Origin of the sequence: Actinomadura luteofluorescens (genome assembly GCF_013409365.1) — a bacterium.
GTDB classification, from domain to species: Bacteria; Actinomycetota; Actinomycetes; order Streptosporangiales; family Streptosporangiaceae; genus Spirillospora; species Spirillospora luteofluorescens.
Genome location: NZ_JACCBA010000001.1, coordinates 8,792,111 through 8,813,714 on the forward strand (window position 1 = coordinate 8,792,111; position 21,604 = coordinate 8,813,714).

A 21,604-nucleotide genomic window follows, 5' to 3' on the forward strand; every position below is an offset into this window, starting at 1 on the left:
ACATGACCACGGACCTGAAGGACGACCCGGTTCCCGCCCCGGAACCGGAGGCGCCGCTGCTGAGCGTCGAGGACCTGCACGTCCGGTTCCGCGTGCGGGACCAGGACGTGCACGCGGTGAACGGGCTGTCGTACACGCTCGCCGAGGGGGAGACGCTCGCGATCCTCGGCGAGTCGGGCTCGGGCAAGAGCGTCGCGGCGCAGGCCGTGATGGGCATCCTGGACGTCCCGCCCGCCCGCGTCGAGCGCGGCTCGGTCCGGCTGCGCGGCGAGGAACTGCTCGGCCTGCCCGAGCGGCGGCGCCGCGCCTACCGCGGCGACCGCATCTCGATGATCTTCCAGGACGCGCTGACCGCGCTGAACCCGGTCTTCACGGTCGGTGACCAGCTCCGCGAGATGTTCCGGGTGCACCGGGGGCTCGGCCGCAGGGAGTCCACGGCGAAGGCCGTCGAGCTGATGGAGCGGGTCCGGATCCCGTCGGCCGCCAAGCGGCTCGGCGACCACCCGCACCAGTTCTCCGGCGGCATGCGGCAGCGCATCATGATCGCGATGGCGCTGGCGCTGGAGCCGGACGTGCTGATCGCCGACGAGCCGACCACCGCGCTCGACGTGACCGTGCAGGCGCAGATCATGCGGCTGCTGGCGGGGCTGCAGGACGAGCTGCGGATGGGCATGGTGCTGATCACCCACGACCTCGGCGTCGTCGCGGGCGTCGCCGACCGGATCGTCGTCATGTACGCGGGGTCGGTCGCCGAGCAGGCGCCCGCCCGGGAGCTGTACGCGCGGCCCGCCCACCCCTACACCCGCGGCCTGCTGGCCTCGGTGCCGCGGCTCGACCGGCGCGGCGGCCCGCTCGTCCCGATCAAGGGGGCGCCGCCGAACCCGGCCGCGCTCCCGCCGGGCTGCCCGTTCCAGCCGCGCTGCCCCCGCGCCGAGGCGCTCTGCGCGGCGGAGCGGCCGCCGCTCGTCACCGTCGCCCCCGGGCACGAGGCCGCCTGCCACTTCGCCGAGGAGGTGCACGGTGCCGGAGCCGAGTGAGGACCCGATCCTGCGGGTGGAGGGGCTCGTCAAGCACTACCCCGTGACCCGCGGCGTCGTGGTCAAGCGGGCGGTCGGGCAGATCAAGGCCGTGGACGGGGTGGACCTGGAGCTGCGGCGCGGCGAGACCCTCGGGGTCGTCGGGGAGTCCGGGTGCGGGAAGTCGACGCTGGCCAAGCTGCTGCTCGCCGCGGAGCGTCCCACCGCCGGGACGGTCCGCTTCGACGGCCGCGACATCTTCGCGCTGCCGAAGCCGGAGCTGCGGGCGCTGCGCCGCCGCGTGCAGATGGTGATGCAGGACCCCTACTCCTCGCTCAACCCGCGGATGACCGTCGGCGACATCGTCGGGGAGCCGTTCGCCGTCCATCCCGAGGTCGCGCCGAAGGGCGAGCGGCGCGGGCGCGTGCAGGAGCTGCTGGAGCTCGTCGGCCTCGACCCCGCGCACGTCAACCGCTACCCGCACCAGTTCTCCGGCGGGCAGCGCCAGCGCGTCGGCATCGCCCGCGCCCTGGCGCTGCGGCCCGACGTCATCGTGTGCGACGAGCCGGTGTCGGCGCTGGACGTGTCCGTCCAGGCGCAGGTGATGAACCTGCTCGCCGAGCTCCAGCGCGAACTCGGCCTGGCGTACGTGTTCATCGCGCACGACCTGGCCGCCGTCCGCCACATCTCCGACCGGATCGCCGTGATGTACCTGGGCAAGGTCGTCGAGACCGGTGACGAGACCCAGATCTACGAGCACCCCACCCATCCGTACACGCAGGCGCTGCTGTCGGCCGTCCCGGTGCCCGACCCTGACGCGCCCGGCTGGGCGGAGCAGATCCGGCTGGAGGGCGAGCCGCCCTCGCCGCTGGACCCGCCGTCCGGCTGCCGGTTCCGCACCCGCTGCTGGAAGGCGCGCGACGTCTGCGCGGAGCAGGTGCCCGCCCTGGAGGAGCGGGACGGCTCCGCCCACCCCAGCGCCTGCCATTTCGCGGCGGAGGCCGCCCTGACGGACCTGACGGAGCAGACCTGAGGTGTCGCGGGCCGCGCGCCGCGCGGTCCGTAGGGTAGGGGCCATGGCACGCAAGGGCAGACACGGCCCCCGTCCGCGAACCTACGAGATCGCGGGCGGGGAGGCCGAGCTGCTGCGCGACGCCGACCGCGACGGCGGCTGGATGCTGCTCGTCGACGGCGTCCCCCAGTCGTACGTGGACCTGTCCGACCCGACCTACCTCGACTTCGAGTACATGCGGCTGATGGGCGACGTGGTCGACTCGCTCGGCCTGGCGGGAGAGGCGTTCGACGCGGTCCACGTCGGCGGCGCCGGGTGCACGCTGCCCCGCTACATCGCCGCGACCCGGCCGGGCTCGCGGCAGGTCGTGCTGGAGCCGGACGCGGAGCTGGTGCAGGTCGTCCGGGAGCAGCTGCCGGTCAAGGGCGTCCCCGGCCTGCGGATCCGGATCACCGACGGGCGCTCGGGGATCGCCGCGCTCGCGGACGAGGCCGACGACCTGGTCGTGATGGACGCCTTCGCCGGTGCGTCGATGCCGCCGGAGCTCGCGACCCGCGAGTTCGTGCTGGACGCCGCGCGGGTGCTGCGGCCCGGAGGCGTCTACCTGGCCAACGTCGCCGACGGCTTCCGGCTGCCGTTCGCCCGCCGGGTGGCCGCGACCGTCCGGTCGGTGTTCCGGCACACGCTGCTGATGGGCGATCCGGGCGTTCTGCGCGGCCGCCGGTTCGGGAACCTGATCGTGGCCGCGTCCCGGGAGCCGCTCCCGGTGGCGGAGCTGACGCGCCGCGCCGCGGGCGGCGCCGTGCGCGCCCGACTGCTGGAGGGCGGCGACCTCGCGGCGTTCTGCGCGGGCGCCGCGCCGCTGCGCGACGGCGAGGAGATCGTCGCGCCCGTCCCGCCGCCGCAGGTCTTCGGGAGGTCCTGACCGAGGGCGCCGCGGCCTCCCGCATCCGACGACCGACAAGGAGCACCCATGATCCTCGTGACCGGGGCGAGCGGCACGCTCGGTCGGCCCGTCACCCGCCTGCTGGCCGAGGCCGGCGCGGACGTGCGCGCGCTCAGCCGCCGCGCGCGGGAACCGGAGGCCGGGGTGACCTGGTGCAGGGGCGACCTGGTGACCGGTGAGGGCGTCGAGGACGCGCTCGCCGGCGTCGAGACGGTCGTGCACTGCGCCAGCGACCCCCTGCACGCCAAGCGGGACCTGCCCGCCGCGCGGAACCTGATCGGGGCCGCGCGGCGGCAGGGCGCGCCGCACCTGGTCTATGTCTCGATCGTCGGCGTCGACACGATCCCTTACAGGTATTACCGGATCAAGTACGCGGTGGAGCGGGCGATCGAGGATTCGGGCCTGCCGTACACGATCCTGCGGGCCACTCAGTTCCACACCCTGCCGGACGCGGTCTTCAGGGTGCTGACCAAAGTCCCGGGCCTGATGCTGCTGCCGAGAGGGCTGCGCGACCAGCCCGTCGACGTCGGCGAGGTCGCCGGGCGGCTCGCCGAACTGGCTCTGGCCGCCGGGCCCGCGCGGCGGGTCGACGACATGGGCGGCCCGGAGGTGCTCACGGCCGAGGAGATGATGCGGGACTACCTGGAGGCGCGGGGGCTGCGGCGTCCCGTCCGGATTCCGGTGCCGCTTCCCGGGCGCGCCGCGCGGGGCTTCCGGGAAGGCCGTCACCTCACACCGGACCGCGCCGTGGGGAAGCGGACCTGGCGTCAGTTCCTGGCCGAGACCCATACGCATCGGTAAGGGACGGATTCCCCGCCCGTATCGGTCTCATCCGGCCGCGCCATGTCCCATAATCGAGCGATGGAGTCGTCCACCCGAATTCTCATTCTCGGCATGGATTCGTCGGGGAGAATTCTCCAGTTCGACCGCAACGCCGCTTCGGTTCTGTGCCCGAATGGGGACGCCCTGCTGGGCGCCCGGCTGGACGAGGTGATCCCCGGCGCGCACAGGCCGCTGCTGGAGGCGCTGCGGGCCGGGCGGGAGCGCACCGCGATGCTCGCCGTGGAGACCCCGGTCGGCGGCCTGCTCGACGCGGTCGTGACCGTCCACCCGATGAGCGGCGGCGCGCCCGAGATCGCGGCGCTGGCCGTGGTGAAGGTGCCGGTGCCGCTCGCGGACCGGTTCGTCGACCCGGCCGTCATCCGCCGCGCCCTGCTGGACGACGCGCTCCCGCGGATCGGCTCCACGCTCGACCTGGAATTGCTGGCGCGCGGGCTGATGGACGTGCTCGTCCCGCACTTCTGCAATTCCGGCGCGCTGATGCTGCTGGAGAGCCACATCGACGCCGACGAGGGGCCGCAGGGCCCCGACGGCCCGCAGCTGCGCCGGATGGCGATCGGGTTCGACGACCAGGACCCGGCCTGGGACGCGACGTTCCCGACCGGGGAGTCCCTCGTCTACCCGCAGGAGACCCCGCACGCGCTGTGCCTGGAGTCCGGCGAGCCGGTGCTGCGGGTGCTCGGCGGGGAGGGCGCGGCGAGGCTCGCCTCGTCGTGGCGCCGCCCGCCGGTCGCCGAACTGCTCAAGGGGGCGTCGATGCTGCTGCTGCCGATCAGCTCGGCGGTGGGCGTCCTCGGCTTCTTCGTCTGCACGCGCAACGTCGCGCACCGGCCCTTCGACGCCTACGACGTCGAGATCGGGATGGAGTTCGCCAGCCGCGCGGCCATCTTCGTCGAGAGCGCCCGGCAGTACTCGCGGGAGCGGGCGACCGCGCTGACCCTGCAGCGCAGCCTCCTGCCGACCGGGCTGTCGGCGCCGTCGCCGGTGGAGGTGCACCACCGGTACCTGCCGGGCAGCCGGCTCATCGAGGTCGGCGGCGACTGGTACGAGTCGATCGCGCTGCCGGGCGCGCGGGTCGCGCTGGTGGTCGGGGACGTGGCCGGGCACGGCGTGAAGGCCGCCGTCACCATGGGACGGCTCCGCACCGCCATCCACACCCTCGCCGGGCTGGAGCTGCCGCCCGCCGAGGCGCTGGAGCGGCTCGACTCCCTGATGCGGACGCTCGGCGAGCGCGAACCGCACTTCGCCACCTGCGCCTACGTCGTCTACGACGCGGTCAGCGGCCGGTGCGAGGTGGCCAGCGCCGGGCACCTGCCGCCGCTGCTGGTCCCGCCCGGCACGGCCTCGGAGTACCTGCCGGTGCCGCCCGCGCCGCCGCTCGGCGTCGGCGGCGAGGGCCCCATCGTCAGCCGCGAGTTCACCGTCGAGGACGGGACGCTGCTGTTCCTGTACACCGACGGGCTGGTGGAGAACCGGGCCCGCGACATCGACGACGGCCTGGCCCGGCTGCGCGCCACCTTCGGGCCCGGCGCCGCCGCCCGCCCCCTGGAGGACCTGTGCCAGGCGGCGCTCGACGGCGTCTACGACGACCAGCACCGCGACGACATCGCCATGCTCGTGGCGCGGCTGGCGCGGATCCCGGCCGACCGGCACGCCGCCTGGGAGCTGCCCGCCGAGCCCGCCGCGGTGCGCCGGGCGCGCGGCCTCATCCGCGACCAGCTCGCCCGCTGGGGCCTGGAGGACATGTCCTACACCACCACGCTGCTGGCCTCCGAGCTCGTCACCAACGCCATCCGGCACGCGGGCGGCCGCATCGGGCTGCGGCTGGTGCGCGAGGGCGGGCTGGTCTGCGAGGTGTTCGACTCCTCCGACGGGCGCCCCCGGATCCGCCACCACGACGAGGACGACGAGGCGAGCGAGTCGGGCCCGGGGCCTGCACGTCGTGGGCCGGCTGGCGCAGCGCTGGGGCGTGCGCCGCACCAAGGACGGCAAAGTGGTGTGGTGCGAGCAGTCGCTTCCGTGAAGGGCGGCTAGCGCAGCACCGAGATGTGGACGTGGTCGTAGTGGTTCTGGGTGATGCTTCCCCGGTCCTCCATCGGCCGCCATCCGCCGCCCCGCACGTTCCAGATGTGCTGCCTCCAGATGACGTAGGAGATCCCGAGCCGTCGCGCGTTCGCGACCGCGTACCGGGCGACCTCGTCGCCATGCCGCTGCGCTCCGGCGCTCGGCGAGCGGCCGCCGGTGCTCTCCATGAAGTCGCAGGCGCGGCCTTCGCCGTGGTCCTGCGGGTCGCCGGTGGAGCGGTGGCAGCCGATCACGGGGAAGGGGCCGAACATCCCGGCTATCTCCAGCAGGACGGTCCGCATGGTGGGCGTCATCGCGTTGCCGGTGATGGGGGAGCGGTCGCCGGCCGCGCCGTCCGGCCGCCCGGTGACCCGCGGGAGGCTCTTGCGCCGCGTGCCGTCGCCGCGCTTGGGCGCCGCCAGCGTCGCCACCCTCGTGCCGCGCGGGAGGATCTTCTTCAGGCGTTTCACCAGCGCCGCTGTGTCGGCCTTCGGGGCGCTGATGACGAGGCCGTTCCCGTCAGGCAGCCCCAGTGCCCGGGCCTGCCCGCGGGACACGACGGCGTCGATGTCGCCGATGCCCATCGAGGCGTAGGCGCCGACGCGGACCCGCGCCGGGTTCGCGCTGCGGCCCGCCGGGACCACCGCGCCGAGCGGCAGCGCCCCGTCGCGGCCCTGCTCGAACGACACCGCCAGGCCGCCGGACGCGACGGTCTGCCACAGCTGGTCGGAACCGGCGGTCGGCTCGGGCGCGAACGCGCGGAACCCCGACGGGTCGACCCCGAGCAGGCCCATGCGGCGGTCGCCGACCATGGCCCGCGCGGCGTCCACGACGGTGACCCCGGCGACGCCCTTGAGCCGCCTCGCCCGCTCGACGGCCTGCGGCGGCAGCGAGGACGTCCCGGCGACCAGCAGGTGCGGGGTGTAGCGGCGGGTCAGCGGCGCGACGGCGGGCGTCCGCGGCGCCTCGCCGACCGACACGAGGTTCCCCGCGCCGCGGGGCCCGCCGCCGCCCCTCCGGTCCCGCGCGAGCAGGGTGACGTCGGCCGCGAGGGTGAGGACGATCCCGGCCGCGATGACCGCGGAGAGTGCCCTGCCACTGCGTCGCATCCGTGCCCGCCCCCGTCTCCGTCGCCGCTCAGTCCCACCAGAACGACCAGTGCGTCTTGCCGCGGATCTCCTCCGCGTACCCGGCGAGGGTGCCGGGCCCCTGGAACAGGATGTCGGGGCAGAACGCCCAGTGCTCGGCGGCGACGTGCACGGCGTGCCGGGTGCTCACGGGCGGCGCGGCGACGCTGAGCTCCAGGGTGTTGAATCCGAGGGCGACGATGCGGGCGCCGAAGCGGTCCTCCCAGCTGCGCAGGACGGCCGCGAGCGGCGCCGTCCACTCGTTGTGGTTCAGCGCGCCCTGCCAGCCGACGGCGGCGAGCGCGTCGGCGCCGCGGTCCACGGCCACCAGTCCGAGCGACAGGCCGCGGGCGGCGAGGGCGCGGGCGTGCCGGCCGGCCATGGCGCCCGGGTCGTCGACCGGGACGCCCGCGGGTGCCGGACCGGGGCAGTGCCGCCCGTAGGGGGCGAGGTCGTCGTGGTCGTCGTCGGCGGCCTGCTCGGCCCAGTCGGCCCACACCTCGTACATGAACGCGTGGGGGTGGTAGTTGCCGATCTCGGCCACGGGTTCGGGGGCGATCTGGCCGGCCGCCCAGGGCTGGTCGGACTCGTCCATGAGCAGCGGCCACAGCCCCGACCGGGCGTGCTCGGCGTGGAACCTGGCCCACAGCTCGCCGCCGACGGGCTCGTCGCTCAGCCAGAACGCGGGCCGCAGGAGGTGCTGCCGTTGCGGGTACCCGGGGTCGGGCCAGACCAGATCCCCCTCGGGCAGCGGAACCGACAGCGTCCGGCCGGGCGCGCCGTCCCCGGCGCCGCCGTCGAACAGCTGCGGCAGATCGCCCGGCAGGTGCCGGACCTCCACATCATCCATTTCACGCCGTTCCGGTACAGAGCATGCCAGTGGCGATCGTAACGGCGGTGAGGGCCGACCGGGGGACGAGCCGTGCGGTTCGGTCGTCCCCGGCCGGGCGGCCCGGCGGGCTCAGGGCTCGCGGCGGCCGCGGAGCAGCAGGTCGATCAGGACGGCGACGGCGGCGAGGCCGGTGACCGCGCTGACGGCGATCTGGATCCAGCCGTCCCCGAGGACCACGTTCGACAGGACGTTCACGCCGATGAGGACGCAGATCAGGGTCCAGCGGGTGGAGGTGCTCATGGAGGCGCCTTTCAGGAGAGGGAGGGAGGGGTGCGCCGGCGCAGCACGGCGCGCGCCGGGAGGAGGATCGCGGCGGCGCCGGATCCGGCCACGCCGAGGAGGACCGCCGCGCATTCCAGAGGGGGGACGGAGGGCAGGGGGAGGCCGGTCACGCGGGCCGCGAACGCCGTCAGGGTCACCGCCGCGATGAGGCCGCCGACCGCGATTCCGGTTCCGAGCACGATCGCGGCCTCGAGTCGGAGCATCCGCAGGACCTGGCGGCGGGTGGCGCCGACCAGCCGCAGCAGCGCGAACTCGCGGCGGCGCGCCGCCGTCGCCGTCGCCAGCGTCGTGACGAGGCCGACGAGGATGAATCCCGTGATCGCGGCGACCACCAGCAGGCTGACGAAGCCCTGGAGCCTGATCTCCTGCGAGAGGCCCGCCTGGAAGGCGTCCGGGGTGACCGTCCCGGCCCCGGCGTAGGCGGCCGTGACCGCGCTCAGGTCGGCGCGTCCGCGGACGAGCACGCGGTCGTCGAGCGGCGAGGCGGAGTGCGCGGCCACGACGTCGTGGGGGAGCAGCACATCGCCGAAGCCGAGGCCGCGGTCGTAGACGGCGACGACGCGCGCCCGGATCCGCGTCCCGTCCGCGAGCCACAGCGGCGCGGTCGAGCCGACGCGCAGGCCGCCGGCCACGTCCCTGCTGAGCGCGACGGTGCCGCCGCGCAGGTCGCCGAGCCGGCCGGACGAGACTCCCGGATCCATCGTCGCGGCGGCGTCCGCGCCGATGCCGCTGCCGTTCAGAGAGCGCAGGTTCTTCTCGCCCATCTCCTTGACCGCCATGACGACGGTGGTGCGCTTGACCGGCGTCGCGGCCGTCACTCCGGGGACGAGGCGCACCGACTCGGAGACGCCGTGCGGGAGCCCGGGGCCCGACGCCACCACGATCCGGTCGGCGCGGTTCCCGTCCTCCGCCTGCGTCCGCGCGGCATGGGCGACGGTGGTCTGCGCGAAGAGCTGGACGCCGGCGAACGCGACGGCCAGGGCGACCGGAGTGATCAGCGACCCGGCGCGCAGGGCGGCGGCGCCGGCGGAGTGCTGGGCCATCCGCCCGGCGACCGGCGAGGCGGCCCGGGCGGCGCGGCCCAGGACCCGGTTCCCGGCCCGCGCCACCAGCGGCCCGAGGAAGGCCGTGGCGACGATCAGCGAGATCACCAGGCCGCCGATCGAGGCGCTCGCGGCGGCGCCCGTGGAGCCGGCCGAGAAACCGAGCGCGTTCAGGGCGGCGATGAGGAAGACGGCGCCGGTGACGACGCGCCAGCGCGGCAGGCGCGGGTTCTCGGCGGCGGCCTCGCCGAGCGCCTGCACCGGCCGGATCCGCGACAGCCGCAGGGAGGCGAGGAACGCGGTCGAGGTGGCGGCGAGCAGCGTGACCGCGACCGCCGCGAGGGCGGGCAGCGGACCGAGCGCCAGCCCGAAGCCGTCGGGCAGGACGCCCTCGCGGAGCATCGCGGCATGCAGCGCGGCGCCGACCCCGAGGGACAGCGCCCCACCGGCCAGCGCGGCCGGCGCCCCGACCCGCAGCGTTTCGCGCAGGAGGCGTCCCCGCACCTGCCCGGGCGTCGCGCCGACCGCCCGCAGCAGCGCGAACTCGCGTGCCCGCTCCCGCACCGACAGCACGATCAGGCCGCCGACGACCACCAGCGCGGTCATCACGGCGACGCCGCCGAGGGAGGCGGACAGCTCCACGATGTCGGGGCGCGCGGTGGCGACGGCCGGATCCTCGGCGTCACCGCGCGCCGCTCCAGTGGATACGGCGAGGCCGGGAGCGGCTCTGCGGAGCGCGTCCTCGTCGGGGTCGCCGAGCACCGCGAGGGCGTCGGCGAGGCCCGGGCGCCCGTCGAGGGCCCGGGCCGTCGCCGCGGTGAAGAACGCCGCCGCGGGACCCTCGGCGACGAGCCCGGACACCCGGTACGGGCGGGGCGGCCCGGCTACCTGGATGCGGACCACCGTCCCGGGTGCCGCGCCCGACGACCGGCTCAGCACGACCTCGTCGGGTGCCCGCGGGGCGCGGCCCGCGCTCAGCCGGTAGGGCCGGAGCGCCGCCGACTCCCAGCCGTGCCCCGCCACCGGCCGCCCGGAGGAGAGCAGGGCGGGGAAGGACACGTCCGCGACCACGTCCCGCACGCCCGGAACGCCCCGCAGCCTCGCCGCGGCCGCGACCGGGACGGGGGCGGGCTCGCTCAGCGGCCGGCTCTGCTCCTCCGGCTCGTCCGCGAACCTGCCCATCCGGTCCGTGACGCTCCGCGGGCCGGTCACCACCGCGGCGGCGGCGCCGAACCGCTCGACCGGCGCGTGCGCCCGCAGCGCCGACTCCAGCAGCACCCCGCACGCCCCCACGAGCGTCGCCGCGAACGCCAGCGCGACGAAGATCCCGGCGAACGCCCCTCTGCCCTTCACGGCCGCGCCCTTCACAGCGTCTCCCAGCGGGACATGACGGCGTCCGCGGTCGGGGACGCCAGCTCGTCGACGATGCGGCCGCGGCTGAGGAACAGCACCGAGTCGGCCCACACGGCGGCCATCGGGTCGTGGGTGACCAGGACGACCGTCTGGCCGGTCAGGTCGGCGGCCTCGCGCAGCATCCGCAGGACCTCGCGGGCCGTGCGCGGGTCGAGCGCGCCGGTCGGCTCGTCGGCGAAGACGACCTCGGGGCGGGTGATCAGCGCGCGGGCGAGCGCGGCGCGCTGCTGCTGCCCGCCCGACAGCTCGGAGGGGCGGTGCCGCAGCCGGTCCGCGAGGCCCACCCGCCGGACGATCTCCTCCAGCCGGGCCGGGTCGGGCTCGGCGCCGCCGAGCCGCAGCGGGAGCGTGATGTTCTGCTCGACGTCCATGGACGGGATCAGGTTGAACGCCTGGAACACGAACCCGATCCGCTCGCGGCGCAGCCGCGTCCGCCTCGCCTCGCTCAGCCCGCCGATGTCCACGCCGCCGATCCGGACCGTGCCACCGCTCGGGCGGTCGAGCCCGGACGCGCAGTGCAGGAACGTGCTCTTGCCCGACCCGGAAGGCCCCATCACCGCGGTGAACCCGCCGCGGCGGAACGTCCAGGTGATGCCGTCCAGGGCCCGCACGGCCCCGTAGGTCTTGGCGACCGCGTCCAGGCCCACCGCCTCCGCGGTCGCCTCGGCCGTCATCGTGGTCATGGTTCCCCTCCGTGGGATGCCGCCTCTCACCTGGATGAACCTAGGTTCCGCCGGGGTCCGGGCACATGGGCGCGCACTCCCGAAACGGTGGTGTAGCGGGCTACACCACCGGCCCGGGGGCAGGCCCGGGTGCGGGGGCCGCCGGCGTCGCCTACGGTGTGCAGCGAGGTGAGATGAACGCAGCCCTGAGACGCAGCGCGCGGGCGACCGGTGAGCTGGTCGGAGCCCTGCGCACGGGCCTGCCCGCGATGGCCGGGCTCGTCCCGCTCACGGCGGCGCTGGCCCTGTCGCTCCTCCTGCTGCCGTGGCTGCCGTCGGCCGTGAAGCCGCTGCGCGCGCTCGCGAACGCCGAAAGGCGACGGGCCGGACGCGTCCTCGGCCGCGAGATCCCCGAGCCGTACCGGCCGTCCTCCGGCGAGGGCCTCGGGGAGGCGCGCCGCCTGCTGCGATCGCCCTCCACCTGGAGGGACGCGGCCTGGATGGCGGCGCACGGGCTCACCGCCCTGATGGCGGCGGCGGTCGCGGTCGCGGTGTGGCCGGCCATCCCGTTCACGTTGTCGCTGCCGCTGTGGTGGTGGGCCGCGCCCGAGGGGTCCCAGGCGGCGTTCATCACCCTGGACAGCTGGCCGAAGGCACTGACGATGCCGTTCCTGCAGGGCGCCTTCGACCTCGCCATCCTGCTGTGGCTGGTCCCGAGGCTCCTGCGGTGGCAGGCGAGGCTCGCCGAGGTCCTGCTGTCGCCCACCCGGCGCACCAGCCTCGCCGAGCGGGTCGAGGAGCTGACCGAGACCCGCGCCGAGGCCCTGGAGGCGCACGGCGCCGAGCTGCGCCGCATCGAACGCGACCTGCACGACGGGACGCAGGCCCAGCTCGTCGCCGCGGCCCTGCGGCTCGGCCTCGCCGACCGCCGCTTCGACGCCGACCCGGACGCGGCCCGGACGCTGTTCCTGGAGGCCCGGAACGGCGTCGAGGAGGCCCTCACGCAGCTGCGGACGGTGATCCGCGGCATCTACCCGCCGATCCTGTCCGACCGCGGCCTGGCCGGGGCGCTGCGGGCCCTCGCCGCCGCGCAGCCGATCCCCGTCGAGCTGCACGTCGAGGAGGCCAGGGCGCCCGCCGCCGTCGAGGCCGCCGCCTACTTCGTCGTGGCCGAGGCCCTCACCAACATCGCCAGGCACAGCGGCGCCCGGCACGGGTGGGTCGCGCTCCGCCGCGAACCCGCCCGCCTCACGATCATCGTGCGGGATGATGGCAAGGGCGGGGCCGACCCGGACCGGGGCAGCGGCCTGGCGGGCATCCGCCGCCGGGTGGCGGCGCTCGACGGGACGACCCGCCTCGACAGCCCCGACGGGGAAGGGACGACGCTTCAGGTGGAGCTGCCGTGCGGATCGTGATCGCGGAGGACAGCGTGCTGCTCCGCGAGGGCCTCGCCATGCTGCTGGACGCCGGCGGCCACGAGGTGGTCGCCGCCGCCGGCAGCGGCCCGGACGTGCTGCCCGCACTGCTGGAGCACCGGCCGGACGCCGCCGTCCTCGACGTGCGGCTGCCGCCGGGGTTCCGCGACGAGGGGCTGCGCGCCGCGATCGAGGCGCGCAGGCGGCTGCCGGGCCTGCCGGTGCTGGTCCTGTCGCAGTACGTCGAGCAGACCTACGCCGCCGAGCTGCTCGCCGGCGGTGCCGGAGGCGTCGGCTACCTGCTCAAGGACCGGGTCGGCCGCGTCGACGAGTTCCTCGACGCACTCGACCGCGTCGCCGCCGGGGGCACCGCCCTGGACCCCGAGGTCGTGTCCCAGCTGATGACGTCCCGCCGCGACCCGCTCCAGGAGCTCACGCCCCGCGAGCGCGAGGTCCTCGGGCTGATGGCGCAGGGCCTCGACAACGCCACGATCGCCGCGACCCTCGTCATCACCGAGCGCTCGGTGAGCAAGCACATCGGCGCCGTGTTCGCCAAGCTCGGCCTCCCGCCCACCGACAGCGGGCACCGCCGCGTGCTCGCCGTCCTGGCCTACCTGAACGCGTGAGGGTCCGCCGGGGCGCCCGCGCCCTCCTGCTGGACGGCGGTTCGCTCGTCCTGCTGCGCCGCACCGTGCCCGGCCGTCCCGTCTACTGGACGACCCCGGGCGGCAAGATCGAGCCCACCGACGCCTCCACCGAGGCCGCGCTGCGCCGGGAGCTGGACGAGGAGCTCGGCGCGACCGCCGGGCCCGTCCGGCAGGTCTTCGCGTGCGCCGAGCAGAGCCCCGAGCTGTACCGCCTCAACACCTTCTACGTCTGCCGCCTGGTGACGATGGACCTCTCGCGCCGGCACGGCCCCGAGTTCGACGACCCCTCGAAGGGGCGCTATGACGTCGACCTCGTCCCGTGCACGCCCGCCGGTCTGGAGCACCTGAACCTCGTCCCCGAGATGCTCGCCGCCTACCTGCGCGACCACGCCGGCGACCTCCCCGGGCTCGTCCCCTAGCGGGGCCGGGCGGCCAGGGCGATCAGGTCGGCCAGCTCCGGGAGCGGGAACGGAGCGTCGTGCAGGCGGCTCGTCGCGATCCGCAGGTGCGGGCCGGACGGGACGATCTGGTAGCGGCTGCCGGGCGCGGCGGCGACGCCGTGGGCGGCCAGCGTGACCAGGGCGCCGGACTCGTCGGCGACCGGAACCCACAGCATCAGGCCGTCGCGGTTGCCCGTCGGCACGCCCCGCTCGGCGAGCGCTGCGGCCAGCCCGTCGCGGCGCTCGGCGTAGGCCAGACGCGCCCGTGCCACGATCTCCCCGGCGGCGGGGTCGGTCAGCAGGTGCGCCAGGGCGTCCTGCAGGACGCGGCTCGTCCAGCCGGTGCCGAAGCTGCGCAGGACCCGGACCCGCTCCACCGGCTCGGCCGCGCCGCCGATCACGGCGATGCGCAGGTCGGGGCCGTGCGACTTGGAGTAGGAGCGCACGAGGACGGTGCGGTCCGGCAGGTGGGCGCCGACGCTGACGGCCGGTGAGGCGGACGCCTCGCCGGTGCCGTCGTCCTCGATCACGAGCGTGCTGACCGGGGCGAGGAGCGCGGCGAGCGCGGCGGCCCGCGCGGGGGTGAGCGCGTGCCCGCGGGGCGTGTGGGCGCGCGGCTGGTACACGAAGGCGGCCGGCCCCGCCGCGAGGGCCTCGGCGAGCGAGTCCGGCTCCGGGCCCTCGGCGTCGCAGGCGACCGGGACGATCTCCGCGCCCTGCGCCTCCAGGATGTCCAGCAGCCGGGCGCCGGTCGGATCCTCCACGGCGATCCGGTCGCCGGGGACGGCGACGGTCTGGCAGACGAGCTGGACGCCCTCGTAGCCGCCGCCCGCGGTGAGCATGGCGGCGGCGGGGAACGGCCAGCCCGGCTCGACGGCGGCGCGCAGCGCGGGCGTGATCGTCTCGCGGGTGTAGTCGTTGAGGCGCGGGGTCCGCGCGCCGGCGGCGAGCGCCGCCTCCAGGGGCGGCAGCAGCGCCGGGTCGGGCGCGGCGACGGCGAGGTCGATCGCGAGCCGGGTGCCGAACTCCCCGATCCGCTCGTACCGCGCCGGGTGCGGGACGTTCGGCGGGCCGATCACCACGGTGCCGCGCCGCCGCTGGGCGCTGACGACGCGGTGGCGGCGCAGCGTCGCCCAGGCGTCGGCGACGGTGCCGGGGCTCACCCCGAGCTCCGCCGCCAGGCCCCGGACGGTCGGCAGCCGGGTGCCCGCGGGGATCTCCCCGCCGCGGATCAGGCCGGTCATCGCCGCGGCGATGCCCCGGGCCGTGCGGTCGCCGATGCGCTCGGCCAGCCACGCCGCGTCGGTCACGGTACCTCCGGACAAGTTATGTGCAGTAACAAAACGCCCATTGTACTGGCTACAAACAGAGCCTAAAGTCGGGTCCCATCGCGCCCCGATGGGCGGGCAAACCCCCTTCTACATGCGGAAATGGAGTGCTGTGCCGATTCCACGGATTCGTCTGGCGGTGCGGGACTGGGACCATCTCGTCCCGCTGCTGACCGGCCGGGCGGGCGCCCGGGGGGCGGCCCTGGAGGTCGAGACCCGGGACGTCACCCCCGACGTCCTCGCCGAGCCGGACCTGGACGGCGGCGAGACGTCCTTCAGCCGCTACGCCCTCGCCCGGGCGAGCGGTGACGACCGGCTCGTCGGCCTGCCGGTGTTCCTGATGCGCGGCTTCCGGCACCGCTGCGTGCTCGTCCGCTGGAGCAGCGGCCTGTCCTCCGCGCGGGACCTGGCGGGCGCCACGATCGGGCTCACCGGCTGGCCCGACTCCGGCAACACCTGGACGCGGGCGCTGCTGCGGGCCGAGGGCGTCGACCTGTCCGGCGTCCAGTGGCGCGTCGGGTCGCTCGCGGCCGGCGAGACCGGCAAGGACCGCGTCGGTTCCCGGCCGCTGCCCGGCAACGTGCGGGTCACGGGCACGCCCCTCGTCGAGGGGCTCGCCGACGGGAGCCTCGACGCGGTCTTCACGCCGTTCATGCCGCCGGAGATGTTCACCGCCCGCGGCCGCTTCCGCCACCTCTACGGCGACTACCGCGCCGCCGAGACGGCCTACTTCGCCCGGACCGGGTTCGTCCCCGGCATCCACCTCCTCGCCCTCAAGCGCGAGGTCGTGGACGCCCACCCCTGGCTGCCCGAGGCCGTCCAGGACGCCTTCGAGGCGTCCAAGCGCCTCTGGCTGGAGCGCCGCCGGCTGCTCGCCGACACCACGCCCTGGCTGCTGGACGAGCTGGAGGCGCAGGCGCGGATCTTCGGACCCGACTGGATGCCCTACGGGGCCGAGGCCAACGCCGCCATGACCGCCGCGTTCTGCGCGGAACTGCACGAGCAGGGCATCGCGCCCCGCCCGATCAAGGCCGAGGAGCTCTTCGGATGAGGATCGCCGTGGGCCAGTTCGCCTCCACCGAGGACTGGCAGACCAACCTCAAGACCTGCGTGACGCTGATCGACGAGGCCGTCCGGGGCGGCGCCGGCCTGCTGGTGCTGCCCGAGGACGCCCTCGCCCTGTTCATCGACGAGCCCGCCCGCATCGCCGGCGCGGCGCAGCCGCTGGACGGCCCCTTCGTCACGGGCCTGCGCGCCCACAGCGAAGGCTCGCGCATGACGATCGTCGCGGGCGTCCACGAGCCGGCCGGGGACGGCAAGGTCCACAACACCCTCGTCGCGGTCCGCGACGGCGAGCTCGTCGCCGCCTACCGCAAGGTCCACCTCTACGACGCGTTCGGCGCGCGGGAGTCCGACCGGGTGGCGCCCGGCGACGGGGAGCCCGTGGTCGTCGACTGCGACGGCTGGAAGGTCGGCCTCATGACCTGCTACGACATACGATTTCCGGAAATGGCCAGGCTGCTGGTCGACGCGGGCGCCGACGTGCTCGCGGTGCCGGCCGCCTGGGTGCGCGGTCCCGCGAAGGAGCGGCACTGGGAGGTCATGGTGACCGCCCGCGCGCTGGAGAACACCTGCTACGTCGCGGCGTCGGGGGAGTGCGGCCGCCGCAACATCGGATCGAGCATGGTCGTCGACCCGCTCGGCACCGTCCGCGACCGGCTGGGCGACCGGCCCGGCCTCCTGTGGGCCATCGCCGACCGGGAGGAGCTGGCCGAGGCCCGCCGCGCGCTGCCCGTGCTCGCCAACCGCCGGTTCCGCGTCGACCCGTCCATCCGCCCGCTGAAGGAGACCGCATGAGACGCGCCATCGCCGCCCTGTCGGCGGCGGCCCTGCTCGCGGGGACCGCCGCGTGCGGGGCGAACCCGCCCGAGGCCGAGGGGATCCTCAACGGCGAGTCCTCGCAGGGCGTCGGCGCCGCCGACCTGCGCCAGACGCTCGACCACGGGCTGCACGACCGGCTCCCCGCCAAGAACAAGGCGTCCGGAACGCTGGTCTCGGCCAACAACGGCTCGTTCCCGCCCTACGAGATCGCGGGCTCGGACGGCCGGTCGCTGAGCGGCGCCTCCGCCGACCTGTCCACCGCGCTCAGCCAGCTGCTCGGCGTCAAGATCGAGCACGTCACCGTGGACGGGCTGCCCAGCCTGCTCACCGGCATCAAGGCCGACCGGTACGACTTCGCGATGGGACCGGTCGGCGACTTCCCCGAGCGCGAGAGCGCCAACGACTTCGTCGACTGGGTCCGCGAGTTCGTCGTCTTCGCCGTCCCGAAGGGGAACCCCAAGCACATCGGCTCCATCGCCGACACGTGCGGGATGAAGATCTCGGTGATGGCGGGCGGCTCCGCCGAGGACGTCGTCAAGTCCCAGTCGGCCGCGTGCGTCCAGCAGGGCAAGCCCGCGGTGGGGGTGCAGTCCTACAAGGACCAGCCGACCGCGATCCTCGCCGTCCGGTCCCACCGGGCCGACGGCTTCTTCTCCTCGCAGGCGCCGCTCAGCTACTTCGTGAAGCAGTCGGGCGACGACCTGGAGCTCGCCGGGACGGGCAAGGCCAACGGGTTCGACGACCTCTACCAGGGCTCGGTCGTCGCCAAGGACTCGCCGCTGCGGGACGTCCTGCTCGAAGGGTTCCGGAAGCTGATCGAGAACGGCACCTACAACAAGGTCATGACCAAGTGGGGCCTGACCGCCAACATGCTCGACAAGCCGGGCGTGAACCTGGCGCCCAGGAAGGGGTGAGGCCGAGGTGACCATGACCAAGGAGCATCCGCGCGGCACCGTCGGCGACGTCGACGTGGCGGGCGCGGCGCGCGTGCGGCATCCCCTGCGGTGGGTCGCTTCGCTCGTCGTGCTCGTGCTGGCCGCCCAGTTCGCCCACCTGCTGTGGACCAACGACAACTTCCAGTGGGACGTCGTCGGCCGCTACATGAACGCCTCCATCATCGGAGACGGCATCGCCATCACGCTCGAACTGACCGTCATCGCGATGACGGTCGGCATCGCGGGCGGCATCATGCTCGCGGTGGGGCGGCTGTCGGACAACCCGCTGCTGCGCACCGCGTGCGGCCTGTACGTGTGGTTCTTCCGCGGCGTGCCCGTGCTGGTGCAGCTCGTGCTCTGGTACAACCTGTCGGCGCTGCTGCCGCGGCTGTCGGTCGGCGTCCCGTTCGGGCCGGAGTTCCTGCACGGCGACACCAACCACCTCATCACCCCGCTCATCGCCGCCATCCTCGGCCTCGGCCTGAACGAGGCCGCCTACATGGCGGAGATCATCCGCGGCGGGCTGCTCGCCGTGGACCCCGGCCAGACCGAGGCCGCGCAGGCGCTCGGCATGGGCGGCGCCCGCACGTTCCGGCGGATCGTGCTGCCGCAGGCGATGCGGTTCATCGTCCCGCCGACCGGCAGCCAGGTGATCAACATGCTGAAGGCCACCTCGCTGGTCAGCGTGATCGCCCTCGCCGACCTGCTCTACACCGTCCAGTCCATCTACAACCGGACGTTCCAGACCATCCCGCTGCTGCTCGTCGCCTGCCTCTGGTACCTGGTGATCACCTCGATCCTGTACGTCGGGCAGTCGTTCATCGAGCACCACTACTCGCGCGGCGCCACCCGCGACGCCCGGCAGGGCTTCTGGGACTTCGTCCTGATGCGGCGCCGCCGTCCCGCCCCGGAGGTGTCGCCGTGACCGCGCTGGAGAAGGACCGGGCGGCCGTCGTCCCGATGGTGCGGGCGCGAGGCGTCCGCAAGAGGTTCGGCCACCTGGAGGTGCTGAAGGGCGTCGACCTGGACGTGAGCCCCGGCGAGGTCGTCGTCATCCTCGGGCCGTCGGGTTCGGGCAAGTCGACGTTCCTGCGGTGCGTGAACCACCTGGAGACCATCGACGGCGGCTCGGTCCACGTGGACGGCGAGCTGATCGGGTTCAGCGTGTCCGGCGGGAAGCCCCGGCACCTGCGCAAGCGCGAGATCACGCGGCAGCGCCGCGAGATCGGCATGGTGTTCCAGCAGTTCAACCTGTTCCCGCACCTCACCGTCCTGCAGAACGTCGTCGAGGCGCCGACCGGCGTGCGCGGCGAGTCCCGCGCCGAGGCCCGGGCGCGGGCCGCGGAGCTGCTGGCCAAGGTCGGCCTCGCCGACAAGGCGGGCGGCTACCCCCGCCACCTGTCCGGCGGGCAGCAGCAGCGCGTCGCGATCGCCCGCGCGCTGGCGATGCGGCCGAAGCTGATGCTGTTCGACGAGCCGACCTCCGCGCTGGACCCCGAGCTGGTCGGGGACGTGCTGGACACCATGAAGACCCTCGCCGAGGAGGGCCTCACCATGATCGTCGTCACGCACGAGATCGGCTTCGCGCGCGAGGTCGCCGACCGCGTCGTCTTCATGGACGGCGGCGTGATCGTGGAGTCCGGCAGCCCCTCCGAGGTCCTGGACCGCCCGAGGAACGAGCGCACGAAGGCCTTCCTCGGCAAGGTGCTCTGACGGCCCGCCTCCCGGCCGGCGCGGCGGGGGCCGCCGGCCGGGTATGGCGAGGGCGTGATACCGCGAGGCGGGGAAGGTATTGGATCGTGGCCCGGGCGGGCGCGAGGCTTGCCCCGGAGGGGAAGGGGCGTTCGTGGACGATCTGGACGACTGGCCGGGCAGCGAGCTGAGCGACGAGGAACTGGACGTCGCCTACAACGTGCGCAGGAAGGCCGGGCCCGAGCTGTTCGACCGGTACATGGCCCGGTACCGGGCCATGTCGGAGGCGGCCGTCGACGGGCTGCCGGGGCACCCGGGGATCGTCTACGACGAGGCGAGCGGGGAGCGGCTCGACGTCTGGGGCACCGGCGAGGAGCTGCGGCCGGTGTTCGTCTTCCTGCACGGCGGCTACTGGATGGCGCTGTCGCGGGACGTGTCGTCGTTCATGGCGGAGATGCTGCACGAGCAGGGCGTCGCGACCGTGGTGCCCGACTACACGCTGGCGCCGAAGGCGACGCTGGAGGAGATCGTCCGGCAGGCGCGGGCGTCCGTGGCCTGGGTGTACCGGCACGGGCGCGAGCACGGCCTGGACCCCGAGCGGATCGTGGTGGGGGGCAGTTCCGCGGGCGGCCACCTGACCGGGATGACGATGGTCGGCGGCTGGCAGGAGCCGCTCGGGCTGCCCGCCGACGTCGTCAAGGCCGCGATGCCGTTCAGCGGGCTGTTCGACATCCGCCCGATCACCCGCGTCTACGTCAACGAGGCCGTGCGGCTCGACCTGGCGCGGGCCGCGGCGCTCAGCCCGGCGCTGCTGCCGGCGCCGTACCGCTGCCCGGCCGTCCTCGTCGCCGGGGAGGACGACGGGGACGGCTTCCTCGCGCAGTCCCGGATGTTCCATCCGCGCTGGGACGCGGGGGACCTGATGATCGTGCCGGGCCGCGACCACTTCGACGTGGTCCTCGACCTCGCGGATCCGGACTCCGCGGTGGGCCGGGCGCTCGTCGACCTGGTCCGCGCGGTGTGATCAGCCCGCGGTGATCTCGGCGGCCGCGCGGCGCAGGTGGTCCAGCATCAGCCGGGCGGACGGGGTCGGGGCGCGCCGCGCGGGCAGCGTGACGCCCACCTGGCGGCGGACGGTCTCCAGCGGCACCGGGAGCGGCGCGATGTCGGCGTCGGTCCGCGCGACCAGCTCGGGCAGGGCGGCGATCATGTCGGTGTCGCGGACGAGGGTGCGGACGGTCAGCACGGAGGTGCACTCGACGAGGTCGCCGGGCGGGTCAAGGCCGCCGGCGCGGAAGACCTGCTCCAGCTCCGACCGCAGCGCCGTCCGCTCCAGCGGCAGCACCCACGGGTAGGCGAGCAGGTCGGCCAGGCCGAGGTCCGGAACGGAGCGCGCCGGATGGCCGAGGCGGGCGACGAGGCGGACGGGTTCGCCGTAGAGGGTGATCTGGCGCAGGCCGCGCAGGTCGCCGATCGGGTTGAGGCGGCCGAGGATCAGGTCGATCTCGCCGTCCAGAAGCCGGGGGACCTGCGCGTCGAAGGTGGCCTCCTGGACGATCACGGTGATGCCGGGGCGGTCGCGCTTGAGCGCCGCGATCGCGCGGGGGAGCAGGACGCTGGAGCCGGCGAGCAGGGTGCCGATCGTGACCGTGCCGACCTCGCCGTCGGCCAGGCCGCTGATGCGCTCGCCGGCGCGGCGGAGCTCGGCCAGGACGGCGCGGGCGTGCTCGACGAACGCGTCGCCGAACATCGTCGGGGTCATGCCGCGCGGGCCGCGGGTGAACAGCTCGACGCCGAGGACGCCCTCGACCTCGCGCAGGCTCCGCGTCACCGCGGGCTGCGCGAGGCGAAGATGCTCGGCGGCCCGCAGGACGCTGCCGTGGTCGGCGATGGCGACGACGAGCACCAGGTGCCGCAGCTTGAGCCGTCCGTTGAGCAGGTCGATCGCGCGCATGCTGACTTGGTATCA

The 21,604-nt window shown here is 74.8% G+C and carries 21 protein-coding genes; 14 read left to right on the forward strand and 7 right to left on the reverse strand.

From position 1 onward, the window contains the following. Window positions 1–2 precede the first annotated feature (2 nt). From BJY14_RS40520 to BJY14_RS40540, 5 genes are all read left to right on the forward strand, one after another. The gene (locus BJY14_RS40520; protein ID WP_179848430.1) at window positions 3–1,037 is read left to right on the forward strand and encodes an ABC transporter ATP-binding protein; all 1,035 of its coding nucleotides are present in this window, start codon (window positions 3–5) and stop codon (window positions 1,035–1,037) included. Beyond that, window positions 1,021–2,049 (forward strand): ABC transporter ATP-binding protein, encoded by a 1,029-nt coding sequence (locus BJY14_RS40525; protein ID WP_179848431.1) that lies wholly within the window; start codon window positions 1,021–1,023, stop codon window positions 2,047–2,049. Before BJY14_RS40520 ends, BJY14_RS40525 begins: the two co-directional genes overlap by 17 nt. A gap of 43 nt (window positions 2,050–2,092) precedes the next feature. Beyond that, entirely contained in the window at window positions 2,093–2,953 is an 861-nt protein-coding gene (locus BJY14_RS40530; RefSeq protein ID WP_179848432.1) for a spermidine synthase, read from the forward strand. 48 nt (window positions 2,954–3,001) lie between these two features. Further along, window positions 3,002–3,775, forward strand: a complete 774-nt coding sequence (locus BJY14_RS40535; protein ID WP_179848433.1) for an SDR family oxidoreductase — start codon at window positions 3,002–3,004, stop codon at window positions 3,773–3,775. Between the two features lie 93 nt (window positions 3,776–3,868). Continuing rightward, window positions 3,869–5,848, forward strand: a complete 1,980-nt coding sequence (locus BJY14_RS40540) for an ATP-binding SpoIIE family protein phosphatase (RefSeq protein ID WP_246396298.1) — start codon at window positions 3,869–3,871, stop codon at window positions 5,846–5,848. On the opposite strand, the gene BJY14_RS40545 is transcribed toward BJY14_RS40540, so the two are convergent. The 5 genes from BJY14_RS40545 to BJY14_RS40565 all read right to left on the reverse strand — a co-directional run bounded on the left by BJY14_RS40545 (window position 5,845) and on the right by BJY14_RS40565 (window position 11,318). Continuing rightward, window positions 5,845–6,987, reverse strand: coding sequence for a VldE C-terminal domain-containing protein (locus BJY14_RS40545; RefSeq protein WP_179848434.1), 1,143 nt, complete (start codon window positions 6,985–6,987; stop codon window positions 5,845–5,847). The two genes, BJY14_RS40540 and BJY14_RS40545, sit on opposite strands and share 4 nt — an antisense overlap. Window positions 6,988–7,015: 28 nt before the next feature. Beyond that, window positions 7,016–7,855: a DUF4253 domain-containing protein gene (locus BJY14_RS40550; protein ID WP_179848435.1), complete on the reverse strand. Its 840-nt coding sequence runs from the start codon at window positions 7,853–7,855 to the stop codon at window positions 7,016–7,018. Between the two features lie 111 nt (window positions 7,856–7,966). Then, window positions 7,967–8,137, reverse strand: coding sequence for a hypothetical protein (locus tag BJY14_RS40555; RefSeq protein ID WP_179848436.1), 171 nt, complete (start codon window positions 8,135–8,137; stop codon window positions 7,967–7,969). Window positions 8,138–8,148: 11 nt separating this feature from the next. Continuing rightward, on the reverse strand, window positions 8,149–10,590 hold the full coding sequence (locus BJY14_RS40560) for an FtsX-like permease family protein (RefSeq protein WP_218905814.1): 2,442 nt from the start codon (window positions 10,588–10,590) through the stop codon (window positions 8,149–8,151). Continuing rightward, window positions 10,587–11,318 (reverse strand): ABC transporter ATP-binding protein, encoded by a 732-nt coding sequence (locus BJY14_RS40565; protein ID WP_218905815.1) that lies wholly within the window; start codon window positions 11,316–11,318, stop codon window positions 10,587–10,589. Before BJY14_RS40565 ends, BJY14_RS40560 begins: the two co-directional genes overlap by 4 nt. Before the next feature lie 173 nt (window positions 11,319–11,491). On the opposite strand from BJY14_RS40565, the gene BJY14_RS40570 reads away from it, so the two are divergent. Genes BJY14_RS40570 through BJY14_RS40580 form a run of 3 tightly spaced genes read left to right on the forward strand, consistent with a single transcriptional unit; the run spans window position 11,492 to window position 13,778 of the window. Beyond that, a complete protein-coding gene (locus tag BJY14_RS40570; protein WP_179848438.1) occupies window positions 11,492–12,712 on the forward strand; it encodes a sensor histidine kinase in 1,221 nt (406 codons plus the stop codon). Beyond that, window positions 12,700–13,338, forward strand: a complete 639-nt coding sequence (locus BJY14_RS40575) for a response regulator transcription factor (protein ID WP_179848439.1) — start codon at window positions 12,700–12,702, stop codon at window positions 13,336–13,338. Before BJY14_RS40570 ends, BJY14_RS40575 begins: the two co-directional genes overlap by 13 nt. Continuing rightward, window positions 13,335–13,778, forward strand: coding sequence for an NUDIX hydrolase (locus tag BJY14_RS40580; protein WP_179848440.1), 444 nt, complete (start codon window positions 13,335–13,337; stop codon window positions 13,776–13,778). Before BJY14_RS40575 ends, BJY14_RS40580 begins: the two co-directional genes overlap by 4 nt. Here BJY14_RS40580 and BJY14_RS40585 read toward each other — a convergent pair. Beyond that, window positions 13,775–15,109 carry an aminotransferase class I/II-fold pyridoxal phosphate-dependent enzyme gene (locus BJY14_RS40585; RefSeq protein ID WP_218905816.1) on the reverse strand — a complete coding sequence of 445 codons (1,335 nt, stop codon included), beginning with the start codon at window positions 15,107–15,109 and terminating at the stop codon, window positions 13,775–13,777. The genes BJY14_RS40580 and BJY14_RS40585 overlap by 4 nt on opposite strands. Window positions 15,110–15,266: 157 nt before the next feature. On the opposite strand from BJY14_RS40585, the gene BJY14_RS40590 reads away from it, so the two are divergent. The 6 genes from BJY14_RS40590 to BJY14_RS40615 all read left to right on the forward strand — a co-directional run bounded on the left by BJY14_RS40590 (window position 15,267) and on the right by BJY14_RS40615 (window position 20,659). Continuing rightward, window positions 15,267–16,178, forward strand: a complete 912-nt coding sequence (locus BJY14_RS40590) for a substrate-binding domain-containing protein (protein ID WP_218905817.1) — start codon at window positions 15,267–15,269, stop codon at window positions 16,176–16,178. Next, a complete protein-coding gene (locus BJY14_RS40595) occupies window positions 16,175–16,984 on the forward strand; it encodes a deaminated glutathione amidase (protein WP_179848442.1) in 810 nt (269 codons plus the stop codon). Before BJY14_RS40590 ends, BJY14_RS40595 begins: the two co-directional genes overlap by 4 nt. Beyond that, entirely contained in the window at window positions 16,981–17,922 is a 942-nt protein-coding gene (locus BJY14_RS40600) for an ABC transporter substrate-binding protein (protein ID WP_179848443.1), read from the forward strand. Before BJY14_RS40595 ends, BJY14_RS40600 begins: the two co-directional genes overlap by 4 nt. A gap of 13 nt (window positions 17,923–17,935) precedes the next feature. Then, a complete protein-coding gene (locus tag BJY14_RS40605; protein ID WP_179848444.1) occupies window positions 17,936–18,868 on the forward strand; it encodes an amino acid ABC transporter permease in 933 nt (310 codons plus the stop codon). A 35-nt stretch (window positions 18,869–18,903) separates the two neighbouring features. Further along, window positions 18,904–19,656, forward strand: a complete 753-nt coding sequence (locus BJY14_RS40610) for an amino acid ABC transporter ATP-binding protein (RefSeq protein ID WP_179849943.1) — start codon at window positions 18,904–18,906, stop codon at window positions 19,654–19,656. Between the two features lie 133 nt (window positions 19,657–19,789). Beyond that, the gene (locus BJY14_RS40615; protein ID WP_312879695.1) at window positions 19,790–20,659 is read left to right on the forward strand and encodes an alpha/beta hydrolase; all 870 of its coding nucleotides are present in this window, start codon (window positions 19,790–19,792) and stop codon (window positions 20,657–20,659) included. On the opposite strand, the gene BJY14_RS40620 is transcribed toward BJY14_RS40615, so the two are convergent. Continuing rightward, window positions 20,660–21,589: a LysR substrate-binding domain-containing protein gene (locus tag BJY14_RS40620; protein ID WP_179848445.1), complete on the reverse strand. Its 930-nt coding sequence runs from the start codon at window positions 21,587–21,589 to the stop codon at window positions 20,660–20,662. Window positions 21,590–21,604 lie beyond the last annotated feature (15 nt).

What these genes read in the sequence shown, in the direction of transcription:
- BJY14_RS40545 (WP_179848434.1), bottom strand. Translation starts at nt 6,987, where the DNA reads ATGCGACGCAGTGGCAGGGCACTCTCCGCGGTCATCGCGGCCGGGATC.
- BJY14_RS40605 (WP_179848444.1), top strand. Translation starts at nt 17,936, where the DNA reads ATGACCAAGGAGCATCCGCGCGGCACCGTCGGCGACGTCGACGTGGCG.
- BJY14_RS40595 (WP_179848442.1), top strand. Translation starts at nt 16,175, where the DNA reads ATGAGGATCGCCGTGGGCCAGTTCGCCTCCACCGAGGACTGGCAGACC.
- BJY14_RS40620 (WP_179848445.1), bottom strand. Translation starts at nt 21,589, where the DNA reads ATGCGCGCGATCGACCTGCTCAACGGACGGCTCAAGCTGCGGCACCTG.
- BJY14_RS40555 (WP_179848436.1), bottom strand. Translation starts at nt 8,137, where the DNA reads ATGAGCACCTCCACCCGCTGGACCCTGATCTGCGTCCTCATCGGCGTG.
- BJY14_RS40550 (WP_179848435.1), bottom strand. Translation starts at nt 7,855, where the DNA reads ATGGATGATGTGGAGGTCCGGCACCTGCCGGGCGATCTGCCGCAGCTG.
- BJY14_RS40610 (WP_179849943.1), top strand. Translation starts at nt 18,904, where the DNA reads ATGGTGCGGGCGCGAGGCGTCCGCAAGAGGTTCGGCCACCTGGAGGTG.
- BJY14_RS40520 (WP_179848430.1), top strand. Translation starts at nt 3, where the DNA reads ATGACCACGGACCTGAAGGACGACCCGGTTCCCGCCCCGGAACCGGAG.
- BJY14_RS40565 (WP_218905815.1), bottom strand. Translation starts at nt 11,318, where the DNA reads ATGACCACGATGACGGCCGAGGCGACCGCGGAGGCGGTGGGCCTGGAC.
- BJY14_RS40530 (WP_179848432.1), top strand. Translation starts at nt 2,093, where the DNA reads ATGGCACGCAAGGGCAGACACGGCCCCCGTCCGCGAACCTACGAGATC.
- BJY14_RS40600 (WP_179848443.1), top strand. Translation starts at nt 16,981, where the DNA reads ATGAGACGCGCCATCGCCGCCCTGTCGGCGGCGGCCCTGCTCGCGGGG.
- BJY14_RS40540 (WP_246396298.1), top strand. Translation starts at nt 3,869, where the DNA reads ATGGATTCGTCGGGGAGAATTCTCCAGTTCGACCGCAACGCCGCTTCG.
- BJY14_RS40535 (WP_179848433.1), top strand. Translation starts at nt 3,002, where the DNA reads ATGATCCTCGTGACCGGGGCGAGCGGCACGCTCGGTCGGCCCGTCACC.
- BJY14_RS40570 (WP_179848438.1), top strand. Translation starts at nt 11,492, where the DNA reads ATGAACGCAGCCCTGAGACGCAGCGCGCGGGCGACCGGTGAGCTGGTC.